This is a genomic window from Terrabacter sp. BE26 (genome assembly GCF_041941675.1).
In the GTDB taxonomy this organism is placed as follows: domain Bacteria; phylum Actinomycetota; class Actinomycetes; order Actinomycetales; family Dermatophilaceae; genus Terrabacter.
In genome coordinates this window covers 4,070,363-4,086,304 of sequence record NZ_CP090122.1, presented here as the reverse complement: position 1 = coordinate 4,086,304, position 15,942 = coordinate 4,070,363, and the positions used below count along the sequence as shown (strand labels likewise).

The following is a 15,942-nucleotide window of genomic DNA, read 5'->3' as shown; positions in this document are numbered from 1 at the left end:
GTCAACCATTGCCCGGGTCCAGGCAGTCTGAGGGGTATGTGGGGTCACCAGATCGAGCCCGAGGGGTTCGCAGACTTTGTCCTGGCGCGGTCTGGGGCGCTCCACCGGACCGCGTATCTGCTGACGCGCGACCACGCCGCGGCCGAAGACCTCGTCCAGTCGGCGCTGCTCAAGGCGTGGCGACGGTGGGCCCAGGCTCAGCAGCCGGAGGCCTACGTCCGGCGGATTCTCGTCAACGAGTACCTGACCCAGTCCCGGCGACTGTGGCGCGGCGAACTGCCCACGGAGCGTCTTCCCGAGTGCGTCGCGCCGGATGCCGCCGAGAGGGTCGTCGCCGAGGACTCGGTCGCGCAGGCGCTGGCCGACCTCTCACCGCAGCAGCGCGCCGTCGTCGTGCTGCGCTTCTTCCACGACCTGACCGAGCGTCAGACCGCTGACCACCTCGGGGTGAGCATCGGGACGGTCAAGGCGCACCAGTCGCGGGCCCTGGACCGGCTCCGCGTCTCCGAGCATCTTGTCCCGGAGCGCCACGCTCCCGGGCCGCTGGTCGTTGCCGACGAGAGGAACGAGCCATGACGAGCACCGACGAGCTGCGTGCCGAGCTCGACCGGCTCGCCGATGTCGACAGGCCCTTTGACCCCCAGTCGACGCTCGCGGCCGTGCGGTCCCGCGCCCGACGCGAAGCCGCACGCCAGCGCGTAGCGGCCGTCGCCGGCGGACTCGTGGCGGCCCTCGTGGTGGCGGTGACCGCCGTTGCCCTCAGCGCACGACCCGTCCACCCGTCGGTGCCGGCGGGGGACACGACCTGGGACGCGCCGCAGCCCACCCCGACGTTTCCCGTGACCCGACCGACGGGCGCGCCCGCCCCGACGGCGCCCTTGCAGGGCTTCGACACGTGGACCGGTGGCATGCACCTCGTCAGGGTCGTGCACGTGCCGGTCGAGAGGATCGGGACGATCGGCCTGCCCGCGACCCGGTTCTCCGGTACGCCGCTGGATGTGACGTTGCCAGCCACCGGCGGACCGTACTTCGCGCTCTACCGCTGCTCTGCTGCCACCGGGCAGCCGCTGTCGCTCAGCGGCTCGATGGACTCACGCAGCCAGAAGGTCCAGGTGCAGTGGCCCGGCTTCGCGGGCAGCGGGTGCGCACCCGACGTGCCACGCCCGGGCATCGCCGACTGGATGGCATCGCTCCCAGTCAGGGACGGGCACCTGAGGATGTGGGCGTACACGACGACTCCCCACCCACCCACGACGATCCCCGTGGCGATCTACACTGCCGTGCCGTTCGAGGCCTATCCGGTCGGCAAGGCCCCCTTCACCGGAGCTGCGGACACCCGGGCGTGGGGTCGGATGGGACCCTCCACGACCATCCACAGCGGCCCGGACCCCAACGCGCCCGTCACCGTCCGGCTGGCGACTCCGTATCCGCGCGACGCGGCGCGGGCGTACGTCATGCCGACGACGACCGGGCAGATCCAGCTCACCGTCAACGGCAAGAACGCCCCGGACGAGCCGACCACCGCCAACCCGATGGTCCGCGACGGCTGGCTCAGCTTCTTCGACTCCGACCTGAGCAACAGCCTTGGCTACCAGTCGCTCCCGTCCGTGGACATCCTGGACGGCACCCTGACCGTCACCGTCCGCCCCCGGCACATGAGCGGGCCGTGGACGGTGGTGGTCGAGCTCTGAGCACCTGCGCCCGGGACACGTCCAGCTCGCGACGGGGTGCACCCCCTATGCGCAGCGCCGTGAAGGGCCTAGCCACCAGCTCTGCTGGTCGCGGTGGCCGTCGCGAGCTTCGAGCGCACGAGCACGAGGGGCGCGTCCGGGTTCTCGGGTTGTGGCAGGACCCCGAGGCTGAAGTCAGCGATGGCGCCTGGGCGGAAGATGAGGCAGTGCGTGGAGCCGCCGAACTGGAAGTGGCCCAGCTCGTCGCCCTTGGCCACGTGGTAGCCGGCGGTGACCGGTGGGGCGATCACGCAGGAGGAGACCTCGACCATGCCGACGAGAACGACCGCCACCAGCCCGATCGCCGGATCGTCGGCATCGATCAGGATGATCGACCGTGTCGCGACGTGGGCGAGATAGCCCTGTGAGTTGGTCGGTTCCACCGCGGCCGGCCCCTCGGAGTCAGCCTCGGAGTAGTACGTGCCGTCCTGGACGAACGCGCGCACGATCGTGCCAGCCACCGGAGCGTGCCAGCGGTGGTAGTTGGTGGCGCTGAGGAAGGCCTGGTAGACCGTGCCCCCGACGAACTGGTCGACCGACTCGTCGCCCGCCAGCATGTCCTCGAGCGAGTACGGCTGGGACTTCAGCCAGAAGCGGTCACGTCGCTGGACGCCGGTCTTGATGCTGTACGGCGTCGACTCGCAGGCGCTGACGATCACCGCGTCGTCGTCGGGTTCGGCGACCGGGCGGGCTTTCTGGTGAAACCGCCGGGTGAAGAAGTCGTTCCACGAGGTGAACCCCCAGTGCGGGTCAGCGGGGTCGTGCCGGTACTGCTCGATGCCGATCGCGCGACGGGCCGCCTGCGACATCCACCCGGTGTCGGAGTCATTGAGCACGTACAGCGACGCCGGGCTGCTCAGGAACTCGCACCAGACGGTGAGCAGCTTCTTGAGCATCGCGTTCACCCGTGAGTCTCGGTAGAACGCGAACCCGGACCTGGTCCCGGTCGTCCAGTCCAGGATCGCGGCGAGCGGGAGGGTCACGTGCTCCTCGCCGAACTCCGGCGCCACGGTCAGCACCTCGTCGATCAGCCGGAGCAGCTGGTCCACGCTCTGCAGGTGCCGCTTGCTGTAGGGCTTCCCGCTCGGGACCTCGGCGATCATCCGCTCGGCGTACATGCGAAGCACCGGATCGCCGTCGATCAGCTGCGCGAACTCCTGGACGACGGGGTGCAGCTGGCGTTCACCGTGACTCTCGACCCGTTCACGGTGCCCGGCGAGCCAGGCCTCAAGCGCGTCCTGGTCCTGGGGCAGCCAGCCGGCGCGGCGCTTGACGTCGATCTCCGGAGAGGGAGGTGTCATCACGCCAAACTAGTTGATGCGTCCGGCCGTCACATGGCACGAGCCCTAGCCCGTCATACGGGGTGGCTGCCTGACATGTCAGGGAACGTCCAACTCTGGTTGGCACCATCACGGTCGTGATCACTCCTGAGTCCGCCACCGGGCAGGCCCGCGCCACCCCCACCCGCCCAACTCAGGCCCGTCTGGCCCGGGTCCCCGAGCTGACCGCGCTCTTCTGGGTGCTCAAGGTCCTTACGACCGGCATGGGTGAGACCGCCTCGGACTATCTCGCCCACACCATCGGCGCGGTCCTCGCCGTCGGGCTCTCCGGCCTGGCCCTCGTGGCGGCGCTGGCGATGCAGCTGGCCGCCAAGCGCTACGTGCCGTGGATCTACTGGACCGCCGTGGCCATGGTCAGCGTGTTCGGCACCGTCGCTGCCGACGTCGCCCACGTCGGGTTCGGTGTGCCGTATGCCGTCTCGACCGTCGGCTTCGCAGTCGTGCTCGCGCTGCTGCTGGGTCTGTGGCACCGCCTCGAGGGGACCCTGTCGGTGCACAGCATCGACACGAGGCGTCGTGAGGCCTTCTACTGGGCCACCGTGCTGACCACGTTCGCGCTCGGGACGGCCGCCGGTGACCTCACCGCGGTGGTACTCGGACTCGGGTACCTGGGCTCTGCGGTGCTCTTCGCCGCCGCGTTCGCGGTTCCCGCGCTCGGGTACTGGCGCCTGCGGCGCGGGCCCGTGCTCGCGTTCTGGACGGCATACGTCATCACCCGCCCCCTGGGGGCCTCCGTCGCCGACTGGATGGGCGTCTCGGCGGCGCGTGGCGGCCTGGCGTTCGGCACGGGACTGGTCACGGTGGTGTGGGCGGCCGCGATCGCGGGCATCGTCGGGTGGGCCGTGACGAGCGGAAGGGCTCGCCCGGCGGCCCTCGACTGAGTCACCGCTGGACCACCACCGCTCGTGGAAGGCAGGCGCACGCAGCCCCATCGCGCCGGCGTCCGGCGCAGCGGCCACAGCGCGCACACAGGTGGATCAGGCACGCTGCGCGTGCCTTGCTCCCGTGCCGCACAGGGTCGCGAGCTCGGGACACCACGTCCAGGCCCTGCTGGACGGCCCGGTTCTTCGCTCCACGTCGACGATGAGAGAGCTGCCCATGATCGAGGCCTCGCGCCTGACCAAGCGTTACGGCACCAAGACCGCCGTGGACGACCTGACCTTCACCGTGAGGCCTGGGGTGGTCACCGGTTTCCTGGGGCCCAACGGCGCCGGGAAGTCCACCACGATGCGCATGATCCTCGGGCTGGACGCCCCGACATCCGGCAGCGTCTGCGTGAACGGCAAGGCCTACCGCGAGCACGCGTCCCCGTTGCACGAGGTCGGCGCACTGCTCGAGGCCCGGTCGATCCACACGGGCCGCAGCGCGTTCAACCACCTGCTCGCCCTGGCGCAGACGGCGGGCATCTCCCGGCGGCGGGTCGACGAGGTGGTGGACCTGGTCGGGCTGCGCGAGGTCGCCAAGAAGCGCGCCGGCACCTTCTCCCTCGGGATGGGGCAGCGGCTCGGCATCGCCTCGGCGCTGCTCGGTGACCCGCAGACGATCATCCTGGACGAGCCGGTCAACGGGCTGGACCCCGACGGGATCCGCTGGATCCGAACCCTGCTGAAGTCGTTGGCCGCCGAGGGCCGCACCGTGTTCGTCTCCTCGCACCTGATGAGCGAGATGGCCCAGACCGCCGAGCACCTGATCGTCGTCGGACGCGGGAAGCTGATCGCCGACACCAGCGTCCAGGAGTTCATCGCCAGCGCCTCCGGGAACCGGGTCCGGGTCCGCACCACCGACCCCGCCGCCCTGTCGGCGGTCCTCACCGGCCGCGACGTGCGCGTCGAGGCGACCGGCGGGGACGCTCTCGAGGTCAGCGGGCTGAGCACCGACGAGGTCGGCCTCGCCGCCGGCGCCGCCGGGATCACGCTGCTCGAGCTGGCCCCCCAGCAGACCTCGCTGGAGGAGGCGTTCATGGACCTGACCAGGGACGCTGTGGAGTACCACGGCACCACCACCACCACCGAGGGCGGCAGCGCGCTCACGACCGCTGGAGCGAACCGGTGAGCACCGCGACCACGAACAACGCGAGCAGCGCGACTGCAGGCGCCCGGGAGCGCCCGAGTGCTGCGGCCCCCAAGAAGGTCACCCAGGCCCGGGTCGTGCTGTCCGAGTGGACCAAGCTCCGCTCGCTGCGCTCGACCGTCTTCTCGATGCTTGCCGCGGTGGTCTTCATCCTCGGGCTCGCCGTCCTGGTGCCGTCCGTGACCGTTGCGCACTGGCCCCCGCACAACGCCCGGGAGGCGGCCGGCTTCGACCCCACCTCGCGCAGCCTGGCAGGGATCTTCCTGGCCCAGCTGGCCGTCGGCGTCCTCGGTGTGCTGCTCATCACCGGTGAGTACGCGACCGGGATGATCCGCGCCACGCTCGCGGCCGTCCCGTCCCGCCTGCCCGTCCTGTGGGCCAAGGCCGTCGTGTTCGCCGTCGTGACACTGGTGGTGACCGTTCCCTCGGTGCTGGCTGCGTTCCTCGTCGGGCAGTCGATCCTGAGGGGCAAGGACCTGCAGGCAGGGCTCGGAGACCCGGGCGTGCTCCGTGCCGTCCTCGGCGCCGCGCTCTACCTGACCGTGGTCGGCCTCCTCGGGCTCGGACTGGGAGCACTGTTGCGCAACACCGCCGGCGCGATCTCCGCGCTGTTCGGCGTGCTGTTCGTCCTGCCGATCATCGTGCGGTTCCTGCCGACCTCCTGGTCGGACCCGATCGACAAGTACCTGCCGAGCACGGTCGGCGAAGGGGTCATGCAGGTGCACACCGACCCCTCCGCGCTGGGTCCTTGGACCGGCTTCGGACTCTTCTGCGGATATGCCGCCGTCGTCCTGCTTCTCGCCGCCATCCGACTGCGACGACGCGACGCCTGACCCCCGCCACCGCCGCACCCCCGGCCTTCTCCCGCAAGACCTCACAGGATCAGATCCGGAGAGCGCTGACCCGCCAGCCAACCTCGATCTTCATGTCGACCTCACCCGGCACGCGCACCGTGATTCGCCGGCGCGCGTTACGTCGCCCGGCCCAGCCGCCGAACCACTTCAGGCCGCGCACGGAGGCGTCATGGGCGCCCGGGGGGAGCCGTGAATGGGCGGCGTCAGGTCTTGATCAGCAGGATGCGACAGCCGCCGTCGCGCGGGGTGTCGATGATCAGGTCGTCGACCACTCGCCGGGCCACCCACAGGCCCAGCGCGCCGTCGAAGTCGGGGAACCGATAGCCGGCGAGCGGGTCCACGCCTCCGGGACCGTCGTCGACGACCTGGACGACGATCTGGGTGAGGTTGGCCCACATCCTCACCAGCACGGGAGGCGCGCCTCGGATGACGCTGTTGGCCGTCACCTCGTGGACGGCGACGATGAGGTCCTCGATGGCGTCGAGTGCGACAGCACTGGCCGAGCGGGCCGTGGCCCGGACCATGCCGCGCAGGGAGACCAGGTCGTCGAGGCCGAACACATCGGTGGCCAGCTGCGGCGCCTCCCGCGGCGTCTGCGGCACCTTCGCCAGGGGGAGGGCGAGGAAGGCGGCGGGTGGGCGGTAGTCCGGGCAGGGCACGCTGCCCTCGCCGCTGTCGAGGCCCGGGTGGCTGGCGCGGGCGGCGGCGATCACCTCGGGCGGCGTGGACCGGGTGTCGTAGGTGCACATGGCCTGGAACGGGAACGACCCGAGCGCCTCGTTCACGGCCGACTCGTAGCGCGACCAGGCCGCCTGCGCCGCGCTCGTCGCCCCCAGCGGCACGGTGCCCGTGACCCAGACGTCCCGCGACCCCGGTGCCCGTCCGGCGAGCTGGCTCTGGTACGCGAACAGGGTCTGCGAGGGCGCCACGTACATCTGCTCGTCGTACCCGTAGGTGAGTCGCGGATGGGCTGTGAGCGCCTGCTCGAGCATCACCATCCTGCTGCGGGTGCCGTGGACGAGCACGTCCGCACCCGCGTCCAGGCCCTGTCGGACGAAGCGACGGGTCGCGTCGACCAGCGCGGCGTCATCGTCGTGGATCAGGACGTCGTGGCGGAAGTGCGGGTGCGAGGCTCGCTCGTCGTTCATGGCATCGCGGCCGGACCACCGACGGCATGTCGGCTTCCCGACTCCCTCAAACCGTACCCCGTGGCCACCCCACGGGCCCGGGCGGGCCAATCGTTTTCTTCCAGTGGGGGCGATCCACGCTCGGGCAGCGGGAACAACGTCCCTCCTTCTCGACCGCGCGGACCTGCGCGGCGGGTCTACCCCGGGTGGCGGCCGATCCGGATGCCGCGGCCGCCGTCTGGGACGGGCATCTCCTTCTGCTGCACGCCACGGAGGGGGGAGCGCTGGGCTGGGGTCCTGCCTGGGTTCGTCGCGGCCTGGACCTGGGCGGGAAGGTCATCATCACCGAAACGCCCGCCGCGTCCGCCGAGTCGCTGACACGCACGTCCGCGGGTCCCGCCAGTGTGCGCGGTCAACTGCGCAATGCTCGGGTTCGGAAAGGCACTCCGCCAACGGCGCCGCTGACGCCTCCCTGCTGGTTGCTGGCCCGGCTCGGACGCCGAACTCGCCTGTAATCCTGAGGTATGCCGGCGCCATCACCACCTAAGCGAACAACCCCGACGGATCACCGTCATACACCACCGATCGGGACTTGACCTCGGATCCGGTGGCGGCGGTGGCGGGAACACCGTGCCGCCCTACGCGGGAGGGGGAGTGGCAGCCCCAGAGGGCGATGAGATCGATGCGCATGTGGATGTTCTCCTCAGAATGAGGCGGACCGCGGCCGAAGCCGCGCGCTTCCTGGTCCGCATGGCTGCAGCCACGCCCGCTATCGGCAGATGGGGTCGGCTCGGACTGCAGGCCCCGATGGCCGTCGGCAGGTTTGCCGATATCGACCGCCAGCCCGGCCGTGTGTAATCGAGGCACCAACCGGACACCGGACAGCGCACACCGGGAACCGTGACCGTTCTGGCATTGGAGAACCACATGACGTATGCGCCAAACCTGGCCGCACCCGTCGAGGAGTCGACACCGCAGCTGGCCTCAATGAGCATCCGAGAGCTCATCGGCGCGTTGAGCGCCACCGAGGATCGTCTGCGCCAACTACCCCTGCTGGTGCCGTTCGGCGGCCGACTCATCACGAACCCGGAGCGTCGCCTGCTGCTGCGGCGCCAAGGCATGCTGATCGCGAGCCTGCGCAGGCGGCGAGCCGCGCTTCGCGCCTCCGTCGCGTCGCGCTAGGACCGGTTCCCCTACACGAACCACATCCACGCCCGAAAGGGCCCGGGGTAGGACGCCAGGTATGCCAGGAGGCGCACGCGCGTTGCGACCGGAAGCACGTCCTCAGCGCCGCATGAACGTGCGATTCAGTTCAGAGCTCGAGGGGCGCTCCAAAGCTGAGGTATGAGACCTGTGGCCCGTCGGGGGCCTTGTAGAGCCCGTCGTACCGGCTTCTACGGATGGCCAGTAGGGCGAGGCAGTCGGTCGCGAGAGACCTCGACGATCCGCTGAGTGAGTAGCCGGGAGCTGCGCATTTGGCCGACTTCGCGCAGAGGGCGCGATCGCTTCCCTCGTTGAGCCAAGCGTTGAAGGGTCCTTCGAGTTCGTGGCCACCCATTTCGCGGTCTTGTTCCGGCGCCACCTCACTCGGCGGATCTTGCCATTCCCAATGCTTCTGAGTCGCGAAGCGCGCGCGGCAAGGTGAGACTCGCGATGCCGTATCCACCGCCTTCGGCCGGGACGGGAGCAAGCGTCCTCAGCGCGGCTACTTGTTTCATTGACGGCAGGACCGGTGCCTGCGCAGGCTCTGGTTCAGGTGCCCGGGCTCGTCGCTCGAAATAGCGGCTGCCCACGCTTGGTCGTGTGGCTCACTCATGGGTTGCGCCGCCCGGGCATCGCCGGGCAGGAGAGGCTCAAGAAGGGATTGCTCTGCTCTAAGTAGCGGTGCCCTCCACGCCCATCGAAGTGATCGGTTCCGGGCGAGGGAGGTTCATATGGAGGAGCAGGTTCCGCGGGTCGTGATCGGGATGGATCCGCACAAGCGCAGCGTGACGATCGAGGTGATGGCGGCCGACGAGTCCGTGGTCGGCGGCGGCCGGTTCGACACCACCGTCGAGGGCTACAAGGCGATGCTCGAGCACGTCGCCGCCTGGCCGGACCGGGTGTGGGCGATCGAGGGCTGCGAGGGCATCGGGCGGCACATCGCGCACCGGCTGATCGCGGACGGGCAGGACGTGGTCGACGTGCCGGCGAAGCTGTCGGCGCGGGCCCGGGTGTTCGCGACCGGGCAGGGCCGCAAGACCGACGCGACCGACGCGCACTCCGTGGCCCTGGTCGGCACGCGGATGGCCGGGCTGCGACCGGTCGTGACGGACGCGCAGCTCGAGGTGCTCCAGCTGCTGGTCGACCGGCGCCGCTCGATCGGGGACGAGCACACCCGCAAGATCAGCCAGCTGCACCGGATCCTGTTGGAAATGCTGCCTGGTGGCGCGAAGAAGCACCTCTCCGCAGCCCAGGCGCGGGCCATCTTGGCCGGGGTCCGGCCGCGGGACGCGGTCGGCAAGACCCGCAAACGCGTCGCGGCCGAGCTGGTGGCGGACCTGGAGCGGATCTACGCGCGGAAGAAGGCCGCGGACCAGGAGCTGAAGGAGCTCGTCGCGGCGACCGGGACCTCACTGCTGGGGCTGCACGGCATCGGCCCGTCCGGTGCGGCGCGGTTGTTGGTCGAGGTGGGGGACCTGTCCCGGTTCCCGGACCGCAACCACTTCGCGTCCTGGACCGGGACCGCCCCGATCGACGCGTCCTCCGGGGACCACATCCGCCACCGGCTGTCCCGGGGCGGGAACCGGCAGATCAACCGGGTGCTGCACATCATGGCCACCGTGCAGCTGCGCACCCCGACGGAGGGCCGCGCCTACTTCGACCGGAAGAAGGCCGCCGGGAAGAGCTCGATGGAGGCGATGCGCTGCCTCAAACGGCGGCTGTCCGACCTGGTGTTCCGGACGATGCTCGGCGACTACGTAGCCGGCCGGATCACCACAGTGACGGGCCCGGGAGGGCACCGGGGCAACGGCTCTGACTCCAGCGCGACCGGCTCACAACCCCACACCGGCTCTTCGGACAAGCCACTTCCCGGACCCGCCAAGCCTCAGCGTAGAACGCCTCTGCCGACGGCGTCTTGACACAGAAGGGAGCCATGATCGGGCGAGCGTAGCCGCCCTCAATGCGGCAGTTGCGGACGACTCCTGCCAGTGAAAACTAGACGTCTTGCGATCGGCGCCGCCACCGCCGGCGTACAGCGTCGACTTGAGCTTCCAGCGTCATGCCAGACACGTCTAGCTCCGAGTCGGTCTCCAGTGGGTCGGTCTGTTGGCGATGAAGCATCTCGAACTCGGCCGCAGTGAGGTAGACCGGCCGGCTGCTTGCCCGCGCTCGTGCGATCGAGAGGTCGCAGGCCAGCCGAACGGCCACCAGACCCGGCACCAGGTCTCGGTAGATGTTCAGAAGGTCTTGAGTGATGACATCGGTCAGGATCACGTTGATCCCCGCGTCGGTGAAGTTGGCGACCAACGCGGCAGCGTTGCGAATCCCCAGAAGATGCTGCGCGCGGCCCTCTGCGCCTTGCCATGGTGCGACGCCGCCGCTCTTGATCATCTGGCGTACGCCAATCGACGTCGATGTATGCGCATCGCTCCGTCGTCTCGGCTAGGGCTCGCCCGGTCGTAGTCTTGCCCACCGCGGGACCGCCGGTCAGGAGCAGTGGGCGGAGTGCGGTCACGGGTCGGAGGCTACGGGAGCCGCTGCCACGCTGGAACGGCTTGCGCCGAACGCGCTCGTCGCGGCTGAGCATGCAGCGGGATCGGGACACGCCTGAGCACCGGCTCCGCCCGGACCGTCGTCCCGCTCACACCCGTTCGACGCGGTCGGCCTGTGGTCCTCGATCGCTCTGTCGCACGTGGTACCGAACCCGATCGCCCTGGTGCAGCGCCTCGGCGCCTCTCAGAACCGACACGTGCACGAACAGGTCCGCACCTCCCGCGTCCGGGGCGATGAAGCCGAACCCCCGCTCCGCGTCGTAGCGCGCGACCACTCCCTCGCCGCCGCGCGCCGGGACGTCGGATGCCTCCCGGCGTCCCGACCCAGCGCGGGTCGTCGACCTGGCGGGTGCGCCCGGCGGTGTCCAGCTGCGCGCGAGGCGCACGTCGCGCGCCTGCGGGCCCCTCTCGCTCACGACGATGTCGTACGTCACCCGGTCCCCCTCGCGCAGCTCGGGGAGCCCGTCGGCCAGCGCGCGGACGTGGACGAAGACATCGGGGCCGCCCGACTCGGGGGTGATGAACCCGAATCCCTTGTCTACGTCGTACCAGGACACGGTGCCGTCCGCCCCGTCGGATGCCACGCCCTGCTGGGCGGCCTGGGCTCCCAAGGGGAGCAGATGGTCAGCCTGCGGTCCCTTCTCCCCGTCGACGACGAGGAACGCCACCCGCTGCCCCTCCGAGACCACGCCGCCCCCCACGATGGCCGAACTGTGCACGAAGATCTCGGCACCACCACCGTCGGGCGTGATGAAGCCGTACCCCTTGGCGGGCTCGTACCAGGACACGGTGCCGAGCACGCCCAGCGGTGTATCGGCGGCCTGGTCGGCCGTGACCCGGACGCGGCGTGCCTGCGGGCCGCGGTCCCCCTCGCCGATCTCGAACTCGACCACCTGCCCCTCCCGGAGCAGCCTGATCGCGTCGTCGCTGACGATCTCGGACGCATGCACGTACAGGTCCTCTGCCTCCTGCCGGAGGGCGATGAAGCCGAACCCCCGGTCGGGATCGAACCAGCGGACGGTTCCCTCGGTCACGGCTGACTCCTTGTCGAAGCTTAGGTGGGCGTTCCCCCAGTGTCCCCTACGGGCTGCGACAAGCGCCCGGCGCCCGACGGTGCTCGCACCGTCGTGGCAAGTGCCCGACGGCGACATCCACGCCACCCGGCGCCGCGCCGACAGCGGCATGGTCGGACTCGTCCAACGAGCGGCGTGGTCGCTCCAGCAGCGATGCTGACCCCACTGGGTGAAGCCACGTCCAGGGTTGCCTGTCAATAGTTGTCTGCGGAGGGGGGTGAGGGTCGCTGCCAGTCGCCGGCGCCGCGATCGTCCCTGCCGCACCGGATGCAGCGACGGAACACCCCTCGGCCGGGCGAGTGGTCCATCTGCCACTTGTGGTGCAGGTTGAGGCGACAGAGCAGGGGTTTGCGAGGCTCGGTACTTGCCGTAGTCATGTCCTTCTCCTCGACGGGCGCGATGTTCGTGTGCGTGGGACGCCACGGCGCCGCAGTCGATGTTGCAGGTGCGCTGTGGCCGATCCTGCTGCTACGACCAGAGGTTGTCAGCCTTGTCGCGCATCCGCTTCATCCACCACAGCTCCTGGGCGCCGCAGCGCTGGCAGACGAGGACGTCCTTGTCGCCGGGCTTCACGCGCAACATGTAGCCCAGGACCCAGCAGGGATAGTTCCTGAGTCGCACCTCTCGAGTCTCCTCCCCGGGGACCGAGGCAGGCAGGGTTTTCGTCGCCGCGGTGGTCGAGCGCTGTGACGCCGCTGGATGTTGACCGTGAGCGGCGCCGAGAGGATCGTGGATCGTGCGGGGCCTCGTCGGACGATCGTCCGACCTGTGCCTTGCCCACCCAACTCCTGGGTGGGGTCGAGCGAGGGGGCGCGGCCATGGGCATCCGCGACGAAGTCGGTCGTCTGATCAGCAAGGCCGACCTGAGCCGTGAGCCGGGACACCACCGGCCGACTGCGGTGGAGCAGGCGCGTGATGCCGCGCGGTACAAGTACCTGCTGCGCGTGGCATCACGCGAACGTCTCGAGCAGGCCCACCAGGAGGCGTTCACTGCGCTCCCACCGGAACAGCGTGAGCGCCTGTTTCTGCGGCTGTGTCATGACCTGCCGGAGGAGGACCGGCCGATCAGCAGCTCTGCCGCCGAGCTGGCCCATGCCGCGGTGGTCGCGCAGGAGACCGACCGCGGGTATCTCGTGCGGATGCTGCGCCGGCCCGATCACGGCGTCACCGAGGGTCACGGCGCCCGCGACCCGTCGCCGGCGTCCGGGGACTCCCTCTTCGCTGGATCCGTGCTCGCGCCGGTGGCGGCGACCGCGACGCAATCGACCGCCATGAGCAACTTGCTGCCGGGCTTCGAGACCTCGCCGGAGGCGGCACAGGTCGATCCGTCGGTGTTTGCCCGACCGCCCGGTTCGTCAGATCCGCCAAGACATGCCGCATGGCAAGCGGGCATCATCCCCTGACGCGAAAGGGTCCTGATGTACACGGTTGGCTCCTGGTCAGGGTCATGCGCGCGAGCCGGGCCGGTCTGGTAGTGGCTTGTGGCCGAAGGCGGACGTGACGCGCGCAGGGCACCGCCGGCGCACGCACCGGTACCCGAACGGCACCGACTACGGGGCCCGCTACGAGGAGTGTCTCGACTGTGGGAAGCAACGGGACGTCTCTACAGCCAGCGGCATGATCGGCTGACAACCGGCACTACCTACAGCGGGGTGCGCGATGAGACAGCGCCGCGAAGTACGCACCATCAGCCAACCGGCTCCGGGAAGGCGCCGGTGGCTGCTCGGTGTCGCGATGGCCACCGCGCTTGGCGCGGCGGCGTGCACCGCAGCCCCGGAGCCCACCGCCGCGCCGGTACAGAGCACGACGTCGAATCGGGACGCACGGGCATCGAGCGCCACACTCTGCCCGTACACCGAGAGCGCCGCGGCCGGTCTGGGGACGCGCCTGTTGGGCATCGTCAAGGCCGAGGTAGCCGACAGCTACACCAACCAGTTCCGCGACCTGCGGGCCGTGCTGCTCAGCGTCTGCGGCAAGCCGGTCCTGCAGCACTACGAGAAGACGACCCCCGCCAACTACCACACCGTCGCCTCGGTCACCAAGAGCATCGTGGGCGCCCTGGTCGGGATCGCGCTGGCCGACGGAGCCCTGCGCGGCCAGAACCAGACCCTGGCCCAGCTGCTCCCCGACCGTCGCAGCGAGATGTCGGCTGACGTGGCGGCGATCACCCTGCGGCAGCTGCTGACCATGACCGCCGGATTGGACGCCGACTCGACCGATGACTCGGTGAGGTCCTGGCAGGACTCTCGGGACTTCGTCGGCGCGATCTTGCGCGAAGGGCTCCAGCAACCGACCGGGGAGTTCCACTACTCGACCGCATCCTCGCACCTGCTCGCTGCGATCCTCGTGCACGCCACCGGCCGCCCCCTCCTCGAGTACGCCCGCGCCAGGCTCTTCGACCCCTTGGCGATCGAGACCCGGCCCGCGACGCAGCTACGGCTCGGCCCTGCCTCCGCAGCCTCCCTAGCCGCGTCTGCCGTCGCCTACGACCGGGCCGGCTTCACTTGGCCGGTGGACCCCCAGGGGATCCATTTCGGCGGCGGGTACCTGAAGGTGAAACCCACCGACATGCTCAAGCTCGGCCAGCTCTACCTCGACCACGGCAAGGCGGGCAACCGACAGATCGTGCCGGCCCAGTGGGTCCAGGAGTCGACCACCGCTCACGTTCCCACGAACGGTGGTTTCGGCGGCGACGGCTACGGCTACCAGTGGTGGGTCACCAAGGCCGGCGCCGAGGACGCCTATGCCGCCGTGGGTTTCGGCGGCCAGCTGATCGAGGTCGTCCCGTCCCGTCACTTGGTGGCGGTCTTCACGACGGAGGTTCTCCTCACCGGTGATCACGTTTTCCGCGTGGACGCCCGGACCTACGAGGCCATGATCGATCGCCTCCTCAGTGGCAGCACATCGCCATCACCGACGGGCGGCCCACCCAGCAGCTGACGCCCCCCAAGAGGTGGGGCGTCTCAGCAGAGGGCAGCGGGTTCTGGTGGTCGGCGCCTCCGGGGCGGTGGGCAGCATCGCCGTGCAGTTGGCCAAGGCCTTCGGCGCGGAGGTGACCGGGGTGTGCGGCCCGCGTGACGTGGAACTGACGCATTCCCTCGGTGCCGAGCATGTCGTCGACTACTCCAGGCAAGACTTCGCCGACGGCGCTCGGCGATACGACCTGATCCTCGACGTGTTCGGCCGCACACCACTGCGGCGGCTGCGCCGCGCCCTCACCCCGAGCGGAACCTTGGTGATCGCGGGCGGGGAGGGGGACCGATGGATCGGGGGCCTGCAGCGGCAGCTGGGTGCCACCGTGCTGTCGCCGTTCCTGCGGCAGACGCTGACGTTCTTCGTGGCCAAGGAGACCGCCGCGGACTTGAGGGCGATCAATGAGCTCGTCGAGGCCGGGAAGGTCGCCCCCGTGATGGCGCGGACCTACCCGCTGATCGAGACCCCCGACGCCGTCGCCCAGCTGCAGACCGGCGCTACGTCGGGGCGGCTGGCCGTCACCGTGTGACGGTGACCGACAGTCTGCTTACATCCTTGGCCGACGCAGCCGCCGCGGCGCTGCAGCTCGAGTCGGCGGGCGACGTCGTGCAACGAGGTCAGGAGACGACAGTCCTCCAACCGCGGATAGCCGTACTCGGGAGGTCAGTGAGGGAACGCGCTCACTGTGACGATGGACCCGCTCCTCACGCCGCACGGTACGCAGCTCGGGGGGTGCCGCGAGCACGCGAACGCGTCGCCCAGGGTGCCGCCGTGGTCATTTCGTCAGTGGTCGGTTGTTTCGGACCGAGGACACGACGTCGAGGATGGCCCGGGTTGTGGCTTGCGCGTACCGCTCGTCTAGGATGAGCCCGGCATGGTTGGCGCCTTGAACGACCCGGTGCGAGGTGTCGGTCGACAAGTTGGCCAGCCTGTTCTGAGCAGCGTTGTGCAGTGCGTCGGTCTCGGCGCCCGCGGTGAGGACGACCAGCGGTTTGTGGTGGAAATCGGTGAGCATGACGG

Annotated in this window: 17 protein-coding genes; 10 read left to right on the top strand and 7 right to left on the bottom strand. The window is 69.9% G+C overall.

What is annotated here, in order from left to right; translation table 11 throughout:
* Positions 1-36: 36 nt before the first annotated feature.
* Both LQK93_RS18680 and LQK93_RS18675 read left to right on the top strand, forming a co-directional pair.
* On the top strand, positions 37-576 hold the full coding sequence (locus LQK93_RS18680) for a SigE family RNA polymerase sigma factor (protein ID WP_374969262.1): 540 nt from the start codon (positions 37-39) through the stop codon (positions 574-576).
* Positions 573-1,691 carry a hypothetical protein gene (locus LQK93_RS18675; RefSeq protein WP_374969261.1) on the top strand — a complete coding sequence of 373 codons (1,119 nt, stop codon included), beginning with the start codon at positions 573-575 and terminating at the stop codon, positions 1,689-1,691. Before LQK93_RS18680 ends, LQK93_RS18675 begins: the two co-directional genes overlap by 4 nt.
* Positions 1,692-1,759: 68 nt before the next feature.
* Here the strand turns inward: LQK93_RS18675 and LQK93_RS18670 are convergent, their stop codons facing one another.
* On the bottom strand, positions 1,760-3,031 hold the full coding sequence (locus LQK93_RS18670; protein WP_374969260.1) for a phosphatidylserine decarboxylase family protein: 1,272 nt from the start codon (positions 3,029-3,031) through the stop codon (positions 1,760-1,762).
* A 116-nt stretch (positions 3,032-3,147) separates the two neighbouring features.
* On the opposite strand from LQK93_RS18670, the gene LQK93_RS18665 reads away from it, so the two are divergent.
* From LQK93_RS18665 to LQK93_RS18655, 3 genes are all read left to right on the top strand, one after another.
* Positions 3,148-3,951 (top strand): hypothetical protein, encoded by an 804-nt coding sequence (locus LQK93_RS18665; RefSeq protein ID WP_374969259.1) that lies wholly within the window; start codon positions 3,148-3,150, stop codon positions 3,949-3,951.
* Positions 3,952-4,168: 217 nt separating this feature from the next.
* Positions 4,169-5,122 carry an ATP-binding cassette domain-containing protein gene (locus LQK93_RS18660; RefSeq protein WP_374971545.1) on the top strand — a complete coding sequence of 318 codons (954 nt, stop codon included), beginning with the start codon at positions 4,169-4,171 and terminating at the stop codon, positions 5,120-5,122.
* The gene (locus tag LQK93_RS18655; protein ID WP_374969258.1) at positions 5,119-5,973 is read left to right on the top strand and encodes an ABC transporter permease subunit; all 855 of its coding nucleotides are present in this window, start codon (positions 5,119-5,121) and stop codon (positions 5,971-5,973) included. The genes LQK93_RS18660 and LQK93_RS18655 overlap by 4 nt, the downstream gene beginning before the upstream one ends.
* Positions 5,974-6,022: 49 nt before the next feature.
* On the opposite strand, the gene LQK93_RS18650 is transcribed toward LQK93_RS18655, so the two are convergent.
* Both LQK93_RS18650 and LQK93_RS18645 read right to left on the bottom strand, forming a co-directional pair.
* Complete coding sequence (locus LQK93_RS18650) at positions 6,023-6,154, bottom strand: hypothetical protein (RefSeq protein WP_374969257.1); 132 nt, start codon at positions 6,152-6,154, stop codon at positions 6,023-6,025.
* Between the two features lie 43 nt (positions 6,155-6,197).
* On the bottom strand, positions 6,198-7,142 hold the full coding sequence (locus LQK93_RS18645; RefSeq protein WP_374969256.1) for an MEDS domain-containing protein: 945 nt from the start codon (positions 7,140-7,142) through the stop codon (positions 6,198-6,200).
* A 906-nt stretch (positions 7,143-8,048) separates the two neighbouring features.
* On the opposite strand from LQK93_RS18645, the gene LQK93_RS18640 reads away from it, so the two are divergent.
* Together LQK93_RS18640 and LQK93_RS18635 are read left to right on the top strand one after the other, a co-directional pair.
* Positions 8,049-8,303 (top strand): hypothetical protein, encoded by a 255-nt coding sequence (locus tag LQK93_RS18640; protein WP_374969255.1) that lies wholly within the window; start codon positions 8,049-8,051, stop codon positions 8,301-8,303.
* 752 nt (positions 8,304-9,055) lie between these two features.
* Complete coding sequence (locus LQK93_RS18635; protein WP_374969254.1) at positions 9,056-10,243, top strand: IS110 family transposase; 1,188 nt, start codon at positions 9,056-9,058, stop codon at positions 10,241-10,243.
* Between the two features lie 76 nt (positions 10,244-10,319).
* Here LQK93_RS18635 and LQK93_RS18630 read toward each other — a convergent pair whose 3' ends face one another.
* The 3 genes from LQK93_RS18630 to LQK93_RS18620 all read right to left on the bottom strand — a co-directional run bounded on the left by LQK93_RS18630 (position 10,320) and on the right by LQK93_RS18620 (position 12,570).
* Entirely contained in the window at positions 10,320-10,715 is a 396-nt protein-coding gene (locus LQK93_RS18630) for a hypothetical protein (protein ID WP_374969253.1), read from the bottom strand.
* A gap of 250 nt (positions 10,716-10,965) precedes the next feature.
* Complete coding sequence (locus LQK93_RS18625) at positions 10,966-11,910, bottom strand: cold-shock protein (RefSeq protein ID WP_374969252.1); 945 nt, start codon at positions 11,908-11,910, stop codon at positions 10,966-10,968.
* Positions 11,911-12,417: 507 nt separating this feature from the next.
* A complete protein-coding gene (locus LQK93_RS18620) occupies positions 12,418-12,570 on the bottom strand; it encodes a hypothetical protein (RefSeq protein ID WP_374969251.1) in 153 nt (50 codons plus the stop codon).
* Positions 12,571-12,767: 197 nt separating this feature from the next.
* On the opposite strand from LQK93_RS18620, the gene LQK93_RS18615 reads away from it, so the two are divergent.
* From LQK93_RS18615 to LQK93_RS18605, 3 genes are all read left to right on the top strand, one after another.
* On the top strand, positions 12,768-13,352 hold the full coding sequence (locus tag LQK93_RS18615) for a hypothetical protein (protein ID WP_374969250.1): 585 nt from the start codon (positions 12,768-12,770) through the stop codon (positions 13,350-13,352).
* Between the two features lie 487 nt (positions 13,353-13,839).
* The gene (locus LQK93_RS18610; RefSeq protein ID WP_374969249.1) at positions 13,840-14,889 is read left to right on the top strand and encodes a serine hydrolase domain-containing protein; all 1,050 of its coding nucleotides are present in this window, start codon (positions 13,840-13,842) and stop codon (positions 14,887-14,889) included.
* A gap of 46 nt (positions 14,890-14,935) precedes the next feature.
* Entirely contained in the window at positions 14,936-15,451 is a 516-nt protein-coding gene (locus LQK93_RS18605; protein WP_374969248.1) for an NAD(P)-dependent alcohol dehydrogenase, read from the top strand.
* A gap of 246 nt (positions 15,452-15,697) precedes the next feature.
* Here LQK93_RS18605 and LQK93_RS18600 read toward each other — a convergent pair whose 3' ends face one another.
* A complete protein-coding gene (locus tag LQK93_RS18600) occupies positions 15,698-15,937 on the bottom strand; it encodes a hypothetical protein (RefSeq protein WP_374969247.1) in 240 nt (79 codons plus the stop codon).
* Positions 15,938-15,942: the final 5 nt, after the last annotated feature.